This is a genomic window from Nitrosomonas sp. (assembly GCF_019752095.1).
In the GTDB taxonomy this organism is placed as follows: domain Bacteria; phylum Pseudomonadota; class Gammaproteobacteria; order Burkholderiales; family Nitrosomonadaceae; genus Nitrosomonas.
The window spans coordinates 64,273-79,729 of the sequence record NZ_JAIEMO010000013.1 but is presented as its reverse complement, the minus strand read 5'-3'; the positions used below and the strand labels follow the sequence as shown (position 1 = coordinate 79,729).

Below are 15,457 nucleotides of genomic sequence, written 5' to 3'. Positions count from 1 at the left end.
GTTACCAGTCTTGTAATTATCTCGGACACATGTAATATCGAAGTTGATAAGAATTTTCCTTTATTTGACATGCATATTCTTACCACACTCGCGAAAATGGTGAGGCCGGGTGGTGCACGGGCCATCGTAGCAGACAGCCTACTCATTAAGCATCAACCAATCCCGGCAAAGGGCTCTAACCTAACTGTTCTCGATCGATTCCTGTTTACCTTTCGTCAATGGCATGCCAATCTGAGAATACTGGAGATCGACGAAATCAAGACGGTCCCGCAAGTTCCAATTCGTCGAAAGGCTAATCGGAACTCTCAGGCGCGAGTATCTTGATCAGGTTCTGCTTTGGAATGCACACGATTTAAAAAAGAAACTCGATGCCTTCAAAGACTATTATAACGGTTACCGCGTTCACGCTGTATTGGATGGTAAGCCTCAGCGGAAATGATGTACTGGGCAAGGCGAATATCAACGAGTGCCGGTGGAAATCACATTGCCGAGATTTATTTCATACACCGATGGCAGTGTGAATTGTAATTCGCCACCTATAGGCATGCCAGTTATCTGTTTCAAGCCGCTTGTTTTGAGTAAAATGTTAGGAAAGGTCCAAATGTTACGTTGGTAATTTTCTCTTCCTGATCTTTACCCAAAGTTATTTTGGATTAGTTGATTACTTCTGAATTAATTCAAGAATTTGATTATTTTAATAAATATGGAGAAATAAATTATGGGTATTGAAGTAAGTGGCCTTTCTGGTCTTATTTTATTAGTCCTTAATGTATGGGCGATTGTTAAGGTTGTACAAAGTTCAGCGGGCACAGGAAACAAAGTGCTATGGATAGTACTAATATTGCTTCTGCCTATAGTTGGTCTGATCCTGTGGTATTTTTTAGGTCCTAGATAGAGAAGTGGCCTCGCAAATTCGGACAGTCCGTTAAGTGGTATTCATGCTCAACCCAAACCGTGTAATAGACGGCAAAAAAGAGCGAGAGTATGAGAAGGACGAGGAGGAATCACGCAGCGGGATTCAAGGCCAAGGTGGCCATAGCTGCGATCAAGGGTGACAAGACACTTGCTGAGTTAGCTGAACAATTTGATGTGCATCCGAATCAGATTTCGGAATGGAAGCTGCAGTTACAGGAATCTGCAATCGATGTGTTCGGGAGTAATTCAAGGGTAAAGGCCGCCGAGCCTGATTTCAAGATCTTCCACTGGGCAATTCACGCTGGAGATTGATATTTTTAGAAGGAGTGCGCTACTTGAGGCGGGATTGAGCAGCGCATGAAAATACGGGTGTTCACGGATTTTCGTACGTATACGCAAGGTGATCGTTCTGCTGATCGGGGTGGATGTGACGACGAATTTTGTTTAATGGCGCGCCCGGCAGGATTCGAACCCACGACCACTTGGTTCGAAGCCAAGTACTCTATCCAACTGAGCTACGGGCGCTCTAACTATATCTTACATAGTTATACTGACATGTGCTGTCAAATATCAGTTTGTCGATTACTATAATCATGAACGTTATCATGAATCACTGAATAATTTGACACCCGCCGATGTTTATTACGGCCGCGGTCAATCTATTTTGGATGAACGAGAGAAAATAAAATGGCGATCATTAGCTACACGACGCCAAATGTATTACGCGAACCAATTAAATAATTCAAACTTGATGAGCTAAACCGTCTCTTAATTCAGGCAATCATCCGTCTAAATTGGTTTGGCGACATACACTTGCTATCTTTCAATCATTATTCCGAAAAGGGTAAGCCAAAACATTATCTTCTTTGAATTCGAATGTTCCACTATGAGTGTTATTGACACTATAAGTGTAAATTCCTGCTTTTAAACCAAACACCTTTAATGGATAAGCTATTAATACAGTTGTGCCTTCCTTACATTCAATAGTAGGATCAATTTGAATTATGTTTCTGTAAGGTGCGTCAAAAACTATTTCAAAATTATTAAGCATTTGCTTTTGATAAACGGTGGTTACATCGTTACTAAGAGACGCATATGCGCAACTATCAGAATTTGTTTCTATATTAGTTTTAATAATTAGAAAAACTTGTATAGGTAAATTTTCAGTAACAATTACTTTAACTTCATTCACTAAGTCAGTATCTAATAATGAGGTATCGACCCTAACTAACTTCCAAGCGTCCAAATTTTCATCATAGTTTAGTACTGCACTTCTGTACTTACCTACCTCGTCATTAGTGTCGACTCGTGGAATTTGTAGATTGTGAGAATCAAATAGAATCGCACTATCATATAAGGAATCGCTTTTCGAAATACTTATTATATTCGAATCATCATTTTCCGTTGCTTTATCAATTGCATGAGATTGATCATTAAACAGAAATATTATGATTGCAAATATATAACCTATCATATGATTTGTTCTATTATTCATTGATTTATTCCCATTATTTAAAAGTTTAGTCTTATAGATTAAATCCTATTTTTGTTAATTTCACCTTACTAATAGACGGGTAAATATTCCCTTTATACCTTTAGATCATATATTAACTATTTTTGAAAAAATAATTTTTTAGATTCTATGTTTTCAAAACTAAATAAATTTTATTGGCATATCCGCTACACGCGAATCAAAGCCGCTAAGCGTAAATACTATCGGCATATTGCTAAAGAAAAAAACGCCTGATTGATTCTGGCGTGGTTCTGTCGCAAATATTCGTAAAGTGCAAATGCCACACTTATTTGCGAGCACAGTTATCCTGATAAAGCCATAAACTGCTTATAAGCGGGTATATTTTCAAGGGACAGTTGTCCCTTTCGGATCATGTGTGCGGTTTCAATGCCATCGATGGTTGCCTGCGCTGAATGAAAGGCTTTGAATCCCATCATGGGGTTCGGATTTTCTTGATAAAACGGTGGTCCTGCACGATGATATTGTTCAAATACTTCACCTGGCATATTTCAATAGAACTCAACAAACCTGCCAACATTAGCAACCTATTAATGCTCTCCAAACCAGCATAGTTGGCACCGCTTTTATCCATGACAACTTTGTTAGGAAATCCGCTAGTATCGATTGCTTGTTTAAAGAAGGCGCTGGCCGCTGCTTTATTACGGTGCTTGGAGAGCATAAAATCAATAGTATCGCCAAATTTATCAACAACGCGATATAAATAAATCCATTTACCCTTAACTTTGATATAGGTTTCATCCATTCGCCAGGACGTGGCAACAGCGCGTTTAATTTTTTTAGCCGTCAAAGCCAAGGAAGATGAGTAATTGATAACCCATCGATTGAGCGTGGAATGATCAACTTTAACGCCTCTTTCTTCCATAATTGCTTCAATGTCACGGTAAGAAACACTATACCTGACATAGAAAAAAACAGCGTAGAGAATGACATCTTTTGGAAAGTGAGCGCCTTTAAAACTGATCATTGGATTCTTCAATTACTAAAATTAGCCAAGTATCACCCAAACTGACAAACTTTGCGACAGAACCCCTTGCTTATTATTCTCAAGCAAGAAGAAATAGCGCTGGCTGTTGATGTAGAAAAAGAATTTAAAGTGGGCATGCAAAATTTTGCACAAGCTAATTTTTTTGGAGAAACCAGAGAGACCCTAACGAGTCCCCCCTAGTGCCTTTCATAAAGCGGGATAATATGCACTTGTTATATCGGCAGGTTAAAGAATAACTTTAGTGAAAATAGAAATATTTTTATAACTGGTTGCTTTGTAGTGTTTTTTTTGGTTAATTAGTCGACCCTGAAAAATTCCCGTCAATCGCTATCTTGGAACAGCAGCTTCAAAAGGTGGTCGTCCATAAAAGGTAAATTGGGGTAATTTGATTTTTTCCATCAAAGAATTCGCGAAACCTGCAGTTTTCTCCACAGGAAAAAGAGCCAAAAAATGGCCAATAGCCATTGTTTCAAATTCCAGGCAACAGCGGCCAGTAGCAGATTGATGTGGTCACCGAGTGCGCCTTTCAAATAGTTTCTCGCCATGCGGTAATCCGACTTCAGGTGGCCAATAATGGGTTCAATGGCCGCGCGCCTTCTGCATTGTTTTCGCTTTTTGTCTTTCTGGTACCGGCTGTCCTTCTTTAATGCCTTTCCAGGAAGAATGATCTGGGTTCCATTGACTTCGCGCTTACCACGGTAGCCGCGATCACACACAGCTTGCTTGGCCGGTTTGCCGCGTGAGGCTTCAACATGACGCAGAATCTCGGGTAATGTGTTGCTGTCATGCAGGTTTTGTTCGTGACTGACAACTCCGACAATTAGATTGCCTTTCGCTGTACTGGCGATCGATGCCTTGCTGCCATATTCAAATTGTTTATGGTCTTTCCCCTTGGCTATACAGTACACCTGTGGTTCATGTAGAGAATAGATTTTAGGCGTGTCTTTGGTTTTTTGCTTCAGAACACGTTCATACAGTAGAAAATCCTGTTGGTAGCACTCAAACAGACAATGTTGCGGTAATTCTCTCCTTAGCTCTCGTATCAAAATCCCCGCAATTGTTCTGAGTCGCTTTAGCGCTCGTTTGGCCTTGGCTCTTTTCTTCACGTGCCGGTAGTGTCGAATATCCAGACGCAGCGATTTTACTTGCCTAACGAAAGTCCGTCGTTGCAAAATGCCATGGGCTTTGGCAATCTTATAAATACAAAGTATTTATACCTAACATCAATTGCTTGCGGTTATTTCAGGATCGACTAAGTACCTTTTAAGCGATTTGAGTTTGGTAATTATAAAAATCATTAGGCTAGATCTAGATACCGATAGCAAAATTCAAGTAGAAAAGTTTCTTGATCTCTTAAAAAAATATTCAAATGATAGAAAAAGGCTTACGTCGCTTATTGATGAATTTAAAAATTATCAAGAATTCTTGCAGCATGATATTTCCTTAGATAAGGAAAATAATATTGAATCCAAGAGTAGCAATTCAAATATCAATATCATCCTTTTAATGTTGTTACTCATATTTATGGGTATCTTTTTTTTAAAAAACGCCCCAGATAAATGTCTCTGCCGGCGGCCAGAGGTGGCTTCACTGGATCTGTCGCATTAGCTGTAAAAATACATATTTCAGGTGAGCAGAGAAGTCGGCTTCTGTCGCTAGACGGTTTTATTCTGCCAGCGCATAAAATTGCTCAGCAAAAGACATTTTGTCAACTCCCTCCATCATTTCTTCCAGGTGTCGACAACTTAATGGATACGCCGCGTACCAGCGGATACAGACCAGAATCACTTCAATCGGAAACCGCATTCCTTTTGCAGCCAGCATGTAGCCTCACCATTTCTTCAATGTCAGCAGTCTACACAAGATTGAATCAATGACCTCGCTAATGCGACAGAACCAGATTAAGCTCGTATCTCATTTCTTGATTTTAAGATTAGCTAGATCATTAGCCATAAATTCTTGATGATATTGCTCTTCCAATGAGTGCAATAATTCTATTCTTTTTTCAGGTGACATTCTTTTGATTGCATCATTTCCTTCAGTTTCTTCGGCATCTCTCATCGCAAGCCCTGACACTAATTCCGCCCAGAATGTTGCATTATCATAGTTCTCAATGATTTCGTTAACTTCACTGGTGTCCTCATACTCTCTTGTTTCATAATATTTATTTGATTCTTTATCAGCTTCTATCAAATTTCCATAACCCATTTCTTCAGCATATGAGTAAAATTTCTGGACTACATCTTGATACTTCTCCTTTTCTGGCAATTCCTCCTGGTCATGTGCAGATAACATCCAGTCTCCAAGATAGAGAACATCAAGTAACAATCTATATTCTTTTTTGGTAATGTTTATTTTCATATTCAATCTTTCCTAAAAAAACCTCTGTGGACAATTGAAACCAAGCAATAACCTAAGAATGGTTCACAACTAGTAAATAACTTTTGATACTGTCAGGGTAACCAACAAGAAATATGCGCTAAGTAATTGAAGTGAAAAATACCCTCTCATCAGAGTTTTATTAGAATTCGAAGCATCAATCAGATATTTCAAAAGGGAATCAGCGTATGCATCACCAAGGAGTGCTTCACTCTGCCAGCCGTGCGAGGAGCAAAAAGTTCTGGATAGCTTGATGACTTTGTACGAGGAGCAGCTTTTACTGCCATGATTACCACGCGTAACTGGTTTTTAGTCATAAACATTTTTTGTTGTGGTGGGTGCTAAAATAATAAATAATAACTCCTAACGTCATTGATGTGCATGTAATGAGCGATAAAGTTTCCTTGCTTCTTCTTCCTTCAGTGTGTCATTGATTTCACGCAAGACACCTTGAATGCTAACGGGTTTCTCAATACACTCGAAGTAGCCGGTCAAAACACTTTTTGGATGCAGTTGTCCGCTTTGGTAGAGTGACCATATCTCCATACCATAATTGGTTGCTAACAATTCAGGCGCAAATTGACCGAAGTAAATAGCCAGGTTCTCGACATCACGTAGCAGCATTATACAGGCTTGGTTATTGGCAGCCGCATCAATAGCTTGCGGCAAGTCAATGATAACTGGCCCTGTGCTATCGACTAGCACGTTATATTCAGACAAATCACCGTGAATAATCCCGGCACAAAGCATGCGCACCACCTGCGAAACAAGCATGCGGTGGTATTCACGAGATAATTCTACCGTCAGAGCCAGATCGTTGAGTCGCGGAGCCGCGTTGCCATGGTCGTCAGTCACCAGATCCATCAGCAGTACACCTTCATGGAAATTATACGGTTTGGGAACACGCACGCCAGCAGCAGCAAGTCGATACAAGGCATCTACCTCAGCATTCTGCCAGGATTCTTCCTGCGCTTTGCGTCCATATCGAGAGCCTTTTGCCATGGCACGTGCTCGACGGCTATTTTTTTCTTTACGGCCTTCGGTGTAATCCGTACTTTGGCGAAAACTACGCTTGTTGGCTTCTTTATATACTTTAGCGCAGCGAATATCTTCTCCACATCGAACTACATAAACCGAAGCTTCCTTGCCACTCATTAATTGACGGATAACTTCATCGATAAAACCATCTTGGATCAGTGGTTCAAGTCTTTTTGGTGTTTTCATCAACGAAATCCATAATTTATATCATGATGCTCATAACTTAGAAACAATTTGTAACACCTATATGCGGAAATAAAGCGGAAAACAGGATTTGAATTAAGCCATCCAAAGTGTTTTAGATTATTGGGTAACGATTTGCCATTAATTCAAAAGTGATTTTTATATTCTAGCAGTTGTGTTGTCGCACTCGAAGGGGAGTCAATAGCGATGAGAGGCCATTGTGATCCAATTCATGCATCAATGCCAATAGCTTCCCGATTTCGCCAGGCGGGAATCCTTTTCGAGCAAGCCAGTTAAGATAATTTCCTGGTAAATCAGCGATCAATCGTCCTTTGTACTTACCATAAGGCATGGCTTGGGTCACTAATAGCTGCAAGTGTTTTGAATTCATCGCAACTGATTTTTAAGTTTTAGAGATAATGTTTTTGTGACCAGAGTTTTCCACAATACACGTCAATGCCTATGTGGACAGGCTGTGGGTAAGTGGATAATTATACATTGTGACAGCTAGATAAAATGTTTGCTAAATAGTTAATCACTTCTAACTGGATAGAGAACGATCGCTCTCCTGTATTGATTTCATCAATAAACGCATGTAGAGCAGCCGTGCTGTGCATATCTGCATCTATATTTCGTCGTCGACCCACAAGTTGGACAGAAGACAGCCTGAATTAAGAGATGATTTAGCTCAGTAGATTAAAAAAACCTTTTGATTTTTTGCCGCAATACATTTAGTTACAACGCAGAAGCTTAATCATCCAGCTGAAGTTCCAAATAAATTCGATGCAGCACCGACAATGGAATTATTTTGCTTAATTTGCGGGAAATATCGAAGTGCTGTCTTTAGATAACAGCATGATTTATTAGACTTGCTGTGTTCGAAAATAAAAAAGGGACTGGCGTTTAATGGCACCTCTAAAAATTACATATTTTGCAAGAAAATCACCTGTAACTATCTAATTCCTTTTGGTTGTTATTGACAAAAACTGTATTTCTAGAGGTGTCCTTATGAAAGTTTGCATTAACCGGGGACGGGTAAAATCTTTGCAGCTTTTGCTGTCAAGTATCGCGCTTAGCTCAAATTATTGCATTTGCACAATTCAGGAAAATCAGTTTCTTATGACGGCAAGGCCAAGCTGCGAATGAAATTCGATTAACTCGACTCCCAAAAATGGGAACCAATGAGGCAAAACCACCCCTAATAAATTATAAATCGACTCTCCTTTAGTTTGGTTTAGCCGCATCAACCAGTGCAGATAAAAAGTTTGCATAGTCGGATGGTTGTACTTATTCATTCGCCTGTGCTTTTTGGGTACTGGTTTTTTATTATCAGGGTCTCGAAATCCTGAATCCACTCAGATCATTCGGTAAAAACCTTGAATGTTTCTCCTGATTAAATCCGCGCCGCCAATAAAGAAATTGAGAGTGCCCTGCTGAGCGTATTTTTTAGATAAAGAACTGAGCCGGAAATGTCGTAAAAGCCTTATTCAAGTAAGGAACTGTAATGATTAATAACATTGTAAATATAGACGCATTTATCACAGAGAAAGAAATGATTCTCCAAGCGGAAGAAAGATCTTTGGCAGAGAAGATCGCGTTAATGAAAGAGCTAGTAGTTCGCGAAATTGAAATAATGATTAAGAGTATTAATGCGAAATAAAAAATAAATCGTCACAAGTAATTCAATTTAAGATTAAGTAACAAGATTGATTTGTAACAACAAACTAAATCTTCCCGACTTTTCCGGAGATTTTTTAGTTTGAGTCAGGCTGCATCAGCTGGCTCTTCTAATTGGCGATAAGATGCCATTTCTGTATGTAGTCAAAGCAATTTGGACGAATGATTGCCTGAATTACAAGATGCTATTTCCCATAAGGTTTAATTTTTTGATTGTTTATCGTAATGCATTTGCCGTCGCCGTCGCTAAGAAAATATACGCAGCTTTATTGATTATTTAACCTGCATACCTGCGAAGTTTATGATTTTTATAATCTTGCAAGCATATTACCGAACCTTTATTGCCTCCAGTTTTATCGTATTCTGTAATGAGCGTTTTGCCATCAGTTACATGTAAATCAATTATATGATTCCTTTGATTAAAAAGTTGAATGAAATAATCACAGCGGTCGCCTAACATTTCATTTTCTAGCGCATTTTCCCAAATATAGTCAAAAATACCTGTTGGAGAAAGATTTGATTCCTTTATATTTTCTAGATCAATTTTGGAGCTATAGACTTGCAAATTCGTTTTACGATCAATAATCGAAATAATTGTTTGCATTATTATTCTCACTCCAAGATAAGATTCCGTTGCCTAGCAAATTATCATGAAATGTATACATTGAAAGTGAATGAAACGAGTCACTTTACCTTGTTATTAAAAGATTCTATTTAATGTGAATAAGCCGAATATTATATTGAGCCAACAATCGAATTATTTTGCTTAATCCTTGGGAAATATCGAAGGCTGTCTTCAGATAAAACTATGTTCTAAGACATATGCTGTGTTCGAAAATAAAAAAGGGATTAGCGTTAAAGCTAACCCCTATTTAGCCACTAGGATGAATCCTAAGCGTTTAATCTATCAGCCAGCTTACGCAATCTTTATTCGTTGCGTGTAAGGTGGCATAGAATCGTTAGAAGAAATGAAATAAAAATGTATGTCTCGCATAAAATCACAAACTCTAGCAAATCACGAAGATTAAGTTTTTCAAATCTCATTATTTTATGTGTGGACTAAATAAAATATTTCACGTGGATATGTATACTACCGCACAGATAAAGTCGAAACTACCAGGCATTATTAATATGTACCATTAGGTATGACTTAAAGAAAAATTAAGAATTATGGAGATATAATAAAATGAAATTATTTAATGTGGCATTGATGGTAGTTGTATGTATGTTTTTTTCTTCAACGACAATATCTGCTTCTGAGCCAGACTCAGACTTTCAACTTGAAAAAAATCGTGAAATTGGAAATGTAAAAGAAAGATTATAAATAATAGAAGGGCGGCTAAATTGTATGCAAAAAACAAATAATTTTGAATCTTTGAAAACATGCAATCAAGCAGCAGATAAAAAAATGGATGCTTTAGAAGCTAAAATTAATTCACAAGAGCGCAATAAAAAACAAGCTGATACCAAGACTAAACAACTTAATAACAAACAACCCGATAAAGCACATCCAGATAACAAACATCCAGATACTAAAAACAAGACCAATTAATTAGATTGAAAATATAAAGGATAAGGCCAGCATCATTTTGATGTTGGCTTTTTTATTTTAAGCATGTCGAAATCCGAAAGCCTTTAAGATTGGATAATTTAGATTTATAACAGACTGTTTAAAATGTAAGAAACCAGAGAGACTCTAACGAGTCCCCCTAGTGCCTCTCATAAAGCGGGATAATATGCACTTGTTATATCGGCAGGTTAAAAAATAACTTTAGTGAAAATAAAAATATTTTTATAACTGTCCGTTTTATAGTGGTTTTTTATTGATTTGTATTGAAGGAATGCGGTTACAAAACGGTTACATTTCTTTGGTAAATAAAAAGCACTTAGGATTTTATTCTCTAAGTGCTTGTTTTATTTGGTAGGTCGTGCCAGGATCGAACTGGCGACCAACGGATTAAAAGGTCTTTTAACTGACTGTATTTTATATGTATTTAACTCGTCAGTGCTCGCCAATACACGCGAATAATCGGCAAATTTGTCACGTTTCCTATTTGAAAAACGTTTTTCACTTACTAACCGTCATAACAGTCTGGCATAGCCAGTCTGTCCTAATGACATATACAAGAGCGAAGCTGTTGTATCTAATTCCTAGTTAGGAATCAAAAATTCCTGCCGTATTAATCATTTAATTTAACTCTTAATGCCACTAAAAGTAGAAACTTTTACACATTAATTTTTAACCGTAATTGAAGTGCCTCACTTTAAAAAAAATCTGTATCTAATTATGAATTAACACAAATTTATGAAATTTACATTACTGTTTCTACTGTTAATTTCAACGGCATCATTTGCTGAAAATTTTTTAACTAATAGCAATAAGTTATTCAACTTCGCCGAACAATCTTTTCCTGAGTTTTTTAGTCCTACTGGAGTGGCAACGAGTCACTTAGATAATTATTTAGTGCGCTACTATCCAGAAACCAATAACTATATTGGAACCAAGGGCGAAGACGTCTATGTTTATGGGGACGTTTTTAATGGATTGTTAAGAGTAGGGGTGCTTACAGATTATATTGAATTAGAACTTAATGGAGATGACTTATTGGCTCAATTGTTTGCTGATGCCCAAAGTAATGTGCAGGTTTATGGAACCGGAATTGTGATTTCCATTCTATCGGATGATCTTAATGGGAGTCGCCATCAGAGATTTATCATTGAATTAAAATCAAAACAAACACTACTCATTGCCCACAATATCGATTTAGCACCAAGAATTGATAAACTGGTTTTAAACGATCAGATTGAATTTTTTGGTGAATACGAGTGGAATGATAAGGGCGGTGTGGTTCATTGGACACATCATGATCCTGAAGAGATTCATTTGAACGGTTGGATCTTGCATAATAATGTTATCTATCAGTAACTATAAACCAGAAGTATCTCTTAAGCAATCAAGCTATTTTGTCCAACTTTCGCTGACGTGATACAATTACAGAAGAATTTATACAATTGCAAATAATTCTCATTGTTGTTCTCAATTATGGTCTTAACAAATTCATCCTTCGGGTCACAGAGCTTAATTTTGGTACCGACAAGTTAATTTTCATAGTGCACCCAACGTCGAAATTCTCGCCTTATGCCAACGTAACTTCAAAAGCCCATTGTCTCAGATTCCGTTGAAACCAAATCCCGCTAAGATTTAATTTGAAGAAAAATTACCACGAATTGGTTAATGCGACAGAACCCAATATGCGATTGATTATCGTAATCTATGAAAATGACCGGAATTATGACCATGACTCACTCCTCTTCTTCCGGCTGACGCTGGCAGCAATATAACAATAGCAGCCACTACTGCCACAGTCACAATAGTCATTATTACTTTGTGCCAATCAATTTCTGTTTTGTAGAATTGGTGATTTTCCTTCCAGCTAGCATGCTGCCAAATTTCGCTTGGCGCTACTTGGCGAGGGTGATTGATAGCATCATGGGTAATAATAATTTTTTGTTCTTCTTTGACGTCAATGGATTGCATTTCATTTTTTCGCAGCATCACCTTTATCATGCCACTAATTACTATGATTTTTGTTTGATGTTCAGAAACATGAATATGAAGAATAGCGTTTTGGGCTTTTATAGCCGAATGAGTTGTTTCAATATAATGTTTGCAATCGGATGTGTCAGTGTAGGCATTGCCGAAATTAAATTCATCGACGCGTATTAAACAAGTTGAGTCAGATGCTTTGAACTCTATGCGGGCACTGCTGTAAGGACCAGTATCCACGAATGAATTATTCTTCATCTTCGAAGAATTTTCTACTTGAGTGCCATTGAGTAAAATATCCTTACCCGATACGTATAATAACCCAATGGTTTTATCATCAGCGATGGAATTATGTTGAAAGCGAGCACTTGTATTTTTGTCTTGTTCCCAGAAACCTATTTCGTCAGAAAAACTTCTGTCTTGGATGGGGACTGTCTTACAGCCACCGAGTATAAAAAAGGCTACTAGAATCGGCATCAGCAATGCTTTATTGTTAGGCAAATTTAAAGCAGAAGATACTAGCAATTTATATATTTTTGGAAAAACTTCACTTGTCCTCCAGAGGGTTAATTTAGTTGTTACAGTGTCCATTCTGTTTTTCCTTTCAGTTCTTCGTTCCGAAGTGGAGCATTGATGGCATCAATGTATACCGGCCGACATGAATAAGGGCTGAATGCAGAAATGAGTAATCGATTTGTTGTTCGGAGTGTGAACTGGACAAGTAGTTAAGCCGCTGCTGATATTGGGTATGTGGCGAATTACGGGTAGGATTGATCTTAATTGGAATCAAAGCCGGTTCTTTTGAGGTTACCTGGCAGCAGAAATCCAGAGGATGGCCTCGACATTTTTGCCTAAAATCAGACAATGACGAATTAATATCAGGAAAAAAGAACCCAGTACATTAAAAAGGAGGAGAAGAAAATGTACTGGGTGAGGATGCGTGAGGGCTTATTTTCACGCAAGGAAGAACAAAAATGAAATTTGCAATCATCTGGCTACGATAGTAAATGCGCTGACTGCTACGGTATGACAATAGTCAATTGATGACAGTTAATATATTACAGAAGAATTTATACGATTGCAAATAATTCTCATTATCGTTCTCAATTATAGTCTTAACAAACTCATCCTTCGGGTCACTGAGCTTAATTTTGGTACCGACAAGTTAACTTTCATAGTGCACCCAACGTCGAAATTCTCGCCTTATGCCAACGTAACTTCAATGACCCCTTTTCACTGATTCCGGCAGATACCAGATGAATGCCAAGATTGAATAGAGCAGTGATACCCGAGAATCGCTGAGATTGTTTCATCGAATTGTCACTGCGCAGACTTCGTTACATTTCCCGAGTTGGCCGGTGTGAAAGCTCGGCGCGAGTTGTTGGCGTATTTTAGGCAAAAACTCAAAAAACTAATCGCTGATAAAGCCACAGCGAAATGTTGTATGATTTCGGATGGAAATCGATGGAGTTTTTGTGGGGTCGCTGAAATTATTCATTATGCCAATATCGATAAGGTACTATTTAGCGGGCAATACCTATTCAAAGCATGCAAAACTTAAGAATCAAACCCCTGCGGATTTCGCTAAAACTTGCATGGAAAAACCAGTGAGAAATGTTGCATTATCGCAATACTTACCCATCCACTAAATCGGATCTAGCTCAGTAATATCGTTCAGCTCTCTTTGGGTCAGTTACCTCAACTAAGAAAATAATAAAAGGTAGTCAATGGATTGGAATGAATACACGCGGATGTTTGTCGGTTTGTTTGCCATCGTTAGTCCGATAAGCGTAGTACCGCTTTACCTTAGTTTCACGGAAAATATTAAACATCGGCGCCAAGCAGTAGCACGCACCACTGCGTTTTCGGTTGCCTGTATTTTCATCGTAACTATGTTGTTAGGCCAATCAATTTTGGCCTTCTTCAGTATCAGTGTCGATGCTTTCAGAGTAGCAGGGGGCATACTGCTTATGTCTATTGCCTTTGGAATGCTGCAGGTGAAAAACAATCGAACGGGACATACTCCTGAAGAAGACCAAGAGGCTGTCGATAGCGCATCGGTTGCGGTTGTTCCACTTGCGATGCCTTTACTCGCAGGGCCCGGTTCGATGAGTACCGTTATCTTATTTAGCAATCAGACAGAAGGAACAATTGACCAACTGGCTTTTTTTATTATCTGTCTGCTAGTGGCGCTTATTATTTGGGGTATATTGCATTTCGCTCCGCAAATTGGGGATCGTATGAGCCAAACCGCAATGAATGTAACAACGCGTGTCATGGGACTGATGCTGGCAGCCATGTCCGTAGAATTTATTGTGGGTGGGTTACGCAATCTTTTGCCGGGGTTAGCTTGACAAAAACCTCATTTCCTAATTTTATAAGTTACTTTCTTTGACTTTCTTATTGAGTTTGATCGACTGAATGACACTGTAAGCCTTCAAACCGATTTTGTACAGCAACACAGTCTAAATTAAGAGATGATATAGCTCGGTACTCCCAGATACTTTTATAAGAAACCCAACGCTGGAAATCTCTCCTATATGCTAACGTGAAATCAAAAGACTCCTTGTCTGAGATTCCGTTGATTCATGAGACAGCCAAGATTGAATAAAGCAGTGACACCCGAAAATCGCTGATAGAGCCACCCCGAACATTGTATGATTTCGGAAGGAAATCGATGGCGATTATATAGGGTTATATCTATTTCTTTTTTTGAGGCATTGTCATGGCAATCCGCTTTGCTTCCTAAAGCGCAGAAGCTTAATCATCAATCAAAATTCAGAATAAATTAAATTCAGAGCTGACAATCGAATTATTTCGCTTAATTTCCGGGAAATATCGAAGTACTACAGTATGATTTATCACATATGCTGAGTTCTAAAATAAGAAAGGGATTAGCGTTTAAGCTAACCCCTATTCTATTTGGTAGGTCGTGCCAGGATCGAACTGGCGACCAACGGATTAAAAGTCCGCTGCTCTACCGGCTGAGCTAACGACCCAAAGGGCAGCATTATACCTGATTAGACTGCCGATATAAATGGCTTTGTCGGGTTGAAAACAGATTTAGTGATTGTTTGCATCTCTTACTAATTGATATAACGATAAATTATATTTTTTTAATCTCTTCCGGGTTTAATTCCTCGCCCCTTGGGGCGAAGGCTGGTTGAAAACCAGCAGTCTGAAGAGCGCTTTTAGTACC

At 38.4% G+C, this 15,457-nt stretch carries 16 protein-coding genes, 2 tRNA genes and 3 pseudogenes; 10 read left to right on the top strand and 11 right to left on the bottom strand.

The window, feature by feature from the left end:
• Positions 1 to 69: 69 nt before the first annotated feature.
• The 4 genes and pseudogenes from K2Q13_RS05680 to K2Q13_RS05670 form a co-directional block, all read left to right on the top strand.
• A complete protein-coding gene (locus K2Q13_RS05680) occupies positions 70 to 324 on the top strand; it encodes a hypothetical protein (RefSeq protein WP_292919841.1) in 255 nt (84 codons plus the stop codon).
• Entirely contained in the window at positions 296 to 439 is a 144-nt protein-coding gene (locus tag K2Q13_RS13300; protein WP_365725351.1) for a hypothetical protein, read from the top strand. The genes K2Q13_RS05680 and K2Q13_RS13300 overlap by 29 nt, the downstream gene beginning before the upstream one ends.
• A gap of 279 nt (positions 440 to 718) precedes the next feature.
• Positions 719 to 895, top strand: a complete 177-nt coding sequence (locus K2Q13_RS05675) for a PLDc N-terminal domain-containing protein (RefSeq protein WP_292919839.1) — start codon at positions 719 to 721, stop codon at positions 893 to 895.
• Between the two features lie 89 nt (positions 896 to 984).
• Positions 985 to 1,152, top strand: a pseudogene (locus K2Q13_RS05670) (transposase); the annotation flags it as partial.
• Between the two features lie 211 nt (positions 1,153 to 1,363).
• Here the strand turns inward: K2Q13_RS05670 and K2Q13_RS05665 are convergent.
• A tRNA-Arg gene (locus K2Q13_RS05665) sits at positions 1,364 to 1,440 on the bottom strand.
• A 49-nt stretch (positions 1,441 to 1,489) separates the two neighbouring features.
• Here K2Q13_RS05665 and K2Q13_RS05660 point away from each other — a divergent pair.
• Positions 1,490 to 1,675: pseudogene (locus K2Q13_RS05660) on the top strand (hypothetical protein); the annotation flags it as partial.
• Between the two features lie 63 nt (positions 1,676 to 1,738).
• On the opposite strand, the gene K2Q13_RS05655 reads toward K2Q13_RS05660, so the two are convergent.
• From K2Q13_RS05655 to K2Q13_RS05625, 7 genes and pseudogenes are all read right to left on the bottom strand, one after another.
• The gene (locus K2Q13_RS05655) at positions 1,739 to 2,410 is read right to left on the bottom strand and encodes a hypothetical protein (protein WP_292919837.1); all 672 of its coding nucleotides are present in this window, start codon (positions 2,408 to 2,410) and stop codon (positions 1,739 to 1,741) included.
• A 320-nt stretch (positions 2,411 to 2,730) separates the two neighbouring features.
• Positions 2,731 to 3,413, bottom strand: a pseudogene (locus K2Q13_RS05650) (IS6 family transposase).
• Positions 3,414 to 3,832: 419 nt separating this feature from the next.
• Positions 3,833 to 4,606, bottom strand: coding sequence for a transposase (locus K2Q13_RS05645; protein ID WP_292919835.1), 774 nt, complete (start codon positions 4,604 to 4,606; stop codon positions 3,833 to 3,835).
• A gap of 493 nt (positions 4,607 to 5,099) precedes the next feature.
• The gene (locus K2Q13_RS05640; protein ID WP_292919834.1) at positions 5,100 to 5,258 is read right to left on the bottom strand and encodes a hypothetical protein; all 159 of its coding nucleotides are present in this window, start codon (positions 5,256 to 5,258) and stop codon (positions 5,100 to 5,102) included.
• 90 nt (positions 5,259 to 5,348) lie between these two features.
• Positions 5,349 to 5,795, bottom strand: a complete 447-nt coding sequence (locus tag K2Q13_RS05635) for a hypothetical protein (protein WP_292919832.1) — start codon at positions 5,793 to 5,795, stop codon at positions 5,349 to 5,351.
• 387 nt (positions 5,796 to 6,182) lie between these two features.
• A complete protein-coding gene (locus K2Q13_RS05630; RefSeq protein ID WP_292919830.1) occupies positions 6,183 to 7,037 on the bottom strand; it encodes a PA4780 family RIO1-like protein kinase in 855 nt (284 codons plus the stop codon).
• Positions 7,038 to 7,200: 163 nt separating this feature from the next.
• Complete coding sequence (locus tag K2Q13_RS05625; RefSeq protein WP_292919828.1) at positions 7,201 to 7,425, bottom strand: DUF3820 family protein; 225 nt, start codon at positions 7,423 to 7,425, stop codon at positions 7,201 to 7,203.
• Positions 7,426 to 8,538: 1,113 nt separating this feature from the next.
• On the opposite strand from K2Q13_RS05625, the gene K2Q13_RS05620 reads away from it, so the two are divergent.
• The gene (locus K2Q13_RS05620; protein ID WP_292919826.1) at positions 8,539 to 8,694 is read left to right on the top strand and encodes a hypothetical protein; all 156 of its coding nucleotides are present in this window, start codon (positions 8,539 to 8,541) and stop codon (positions 8,692 to 8,694) included.
• Positions 8,695 to 8,988: 294 nt separating this feature from the next.
• Here K2Q13_RS05620 and K2Q13_RS05615 read toward each other — a convergent pair whose 3' ends face one another.
• Complete coding sequence (locus tag K2Q13_RS05615) at positions 8,989 to 9,315, bottom strand: hypothetical protein (protein WP_292919824.1); 327 nt, start codon at positions 9,313 to 9,315, stop codon at positions 8,989 to 8,991.
• A 582-nt stretch (positions 9,316 to 9,897) separates the two neighbouring features.
• Between K2Q13_RS05615 and K2Q13_RS05610 the strand changes: the two genes are divergently transcribed.
• From K2Q13_RS05610 to K2Q13_RS05600, 3 genes are all read left to right on the top strand, one after another.
• Complete coding sequence (locus K2Q13_RS05610) at positions 9,898 to 10,035, top strand: hypothetical protein (protein WP_292919822.1); 138 nt, start codon at positions 9,898 to 9,900, stop codon at positions 10,033 to 10,035.
• A 24-nt stretch (positions 10,036 to 10,059) separates the two neighbouring features.
• Positions 10,060 to 10,263, top strand: a complete 204-nt coding sequence (locus tag K2Q13_RS05605; RefSeq protein ID WP_292919820.1) for a hypothetical protein — start codon at positions 10,060 to 10,062, stop codon at positions 10,261 to 10,263.
• A gap of 753 nt (positions 10,264 to 11,016) precedes the next feature.
• Positions 11,017 to 11,637, top strand: coding sequence for a DUF3465 domain-containing protein (locus tag K2Q13_RS05600; RefSeq protein ID WP_292919818.1), 621 nt, complete (start codon positions 11,017 to 11,019; stop codon positions 11,635 to 11,637).
• A gap of 336 nt (positions 11,638 to 11,973) precedes the next feature.
• Here the strand turns inward: K2Q13_RS05600 and K2Q13_RS05595 are convergent, their stop codons facing one another.
• Positions 11,974 to 12,849 (bottom strand): hypothetical protein, encoded by an 876-nt coding sequence (locus K2Q13_RS05595; RefSeq protein WP_292919816.1) that lies wholly within the window; start codon positions 12,847 to 12,849, stop codon positions 11,974 to 11,976.
• Positions 12,850 to 13,985: 1,136 nt separating this feature from the next.
• Between K2Q13_RS05595 and K2Q13_RS05590 the strand changes: the two genes are divergently transcribed.
• Positions 13,986 to 14,612 (top strand): NAAT family transporter, encoded by a 627-nt coding sequence (locus tag K2Q13_RS05590; protein WP_292919814.1) that lies wholly within the window; start codon positions 13,986 to 13,988, stop codon positions 14,610 to 14,612.
• 569 nt (positions 14,613 to 15,181) lie between these two features.
• Here the strand turns inward: K2Q13_RS05590 and K2Q13_RS05585 are convergent.
• Positions 15,182 to 15,257 (bottom strand) — tRNA-Lys (locus K2Q13_RS05585).
• Between the last annotated feature and the right edge of the window lie 200 nt (positions 15,258 to 15,457).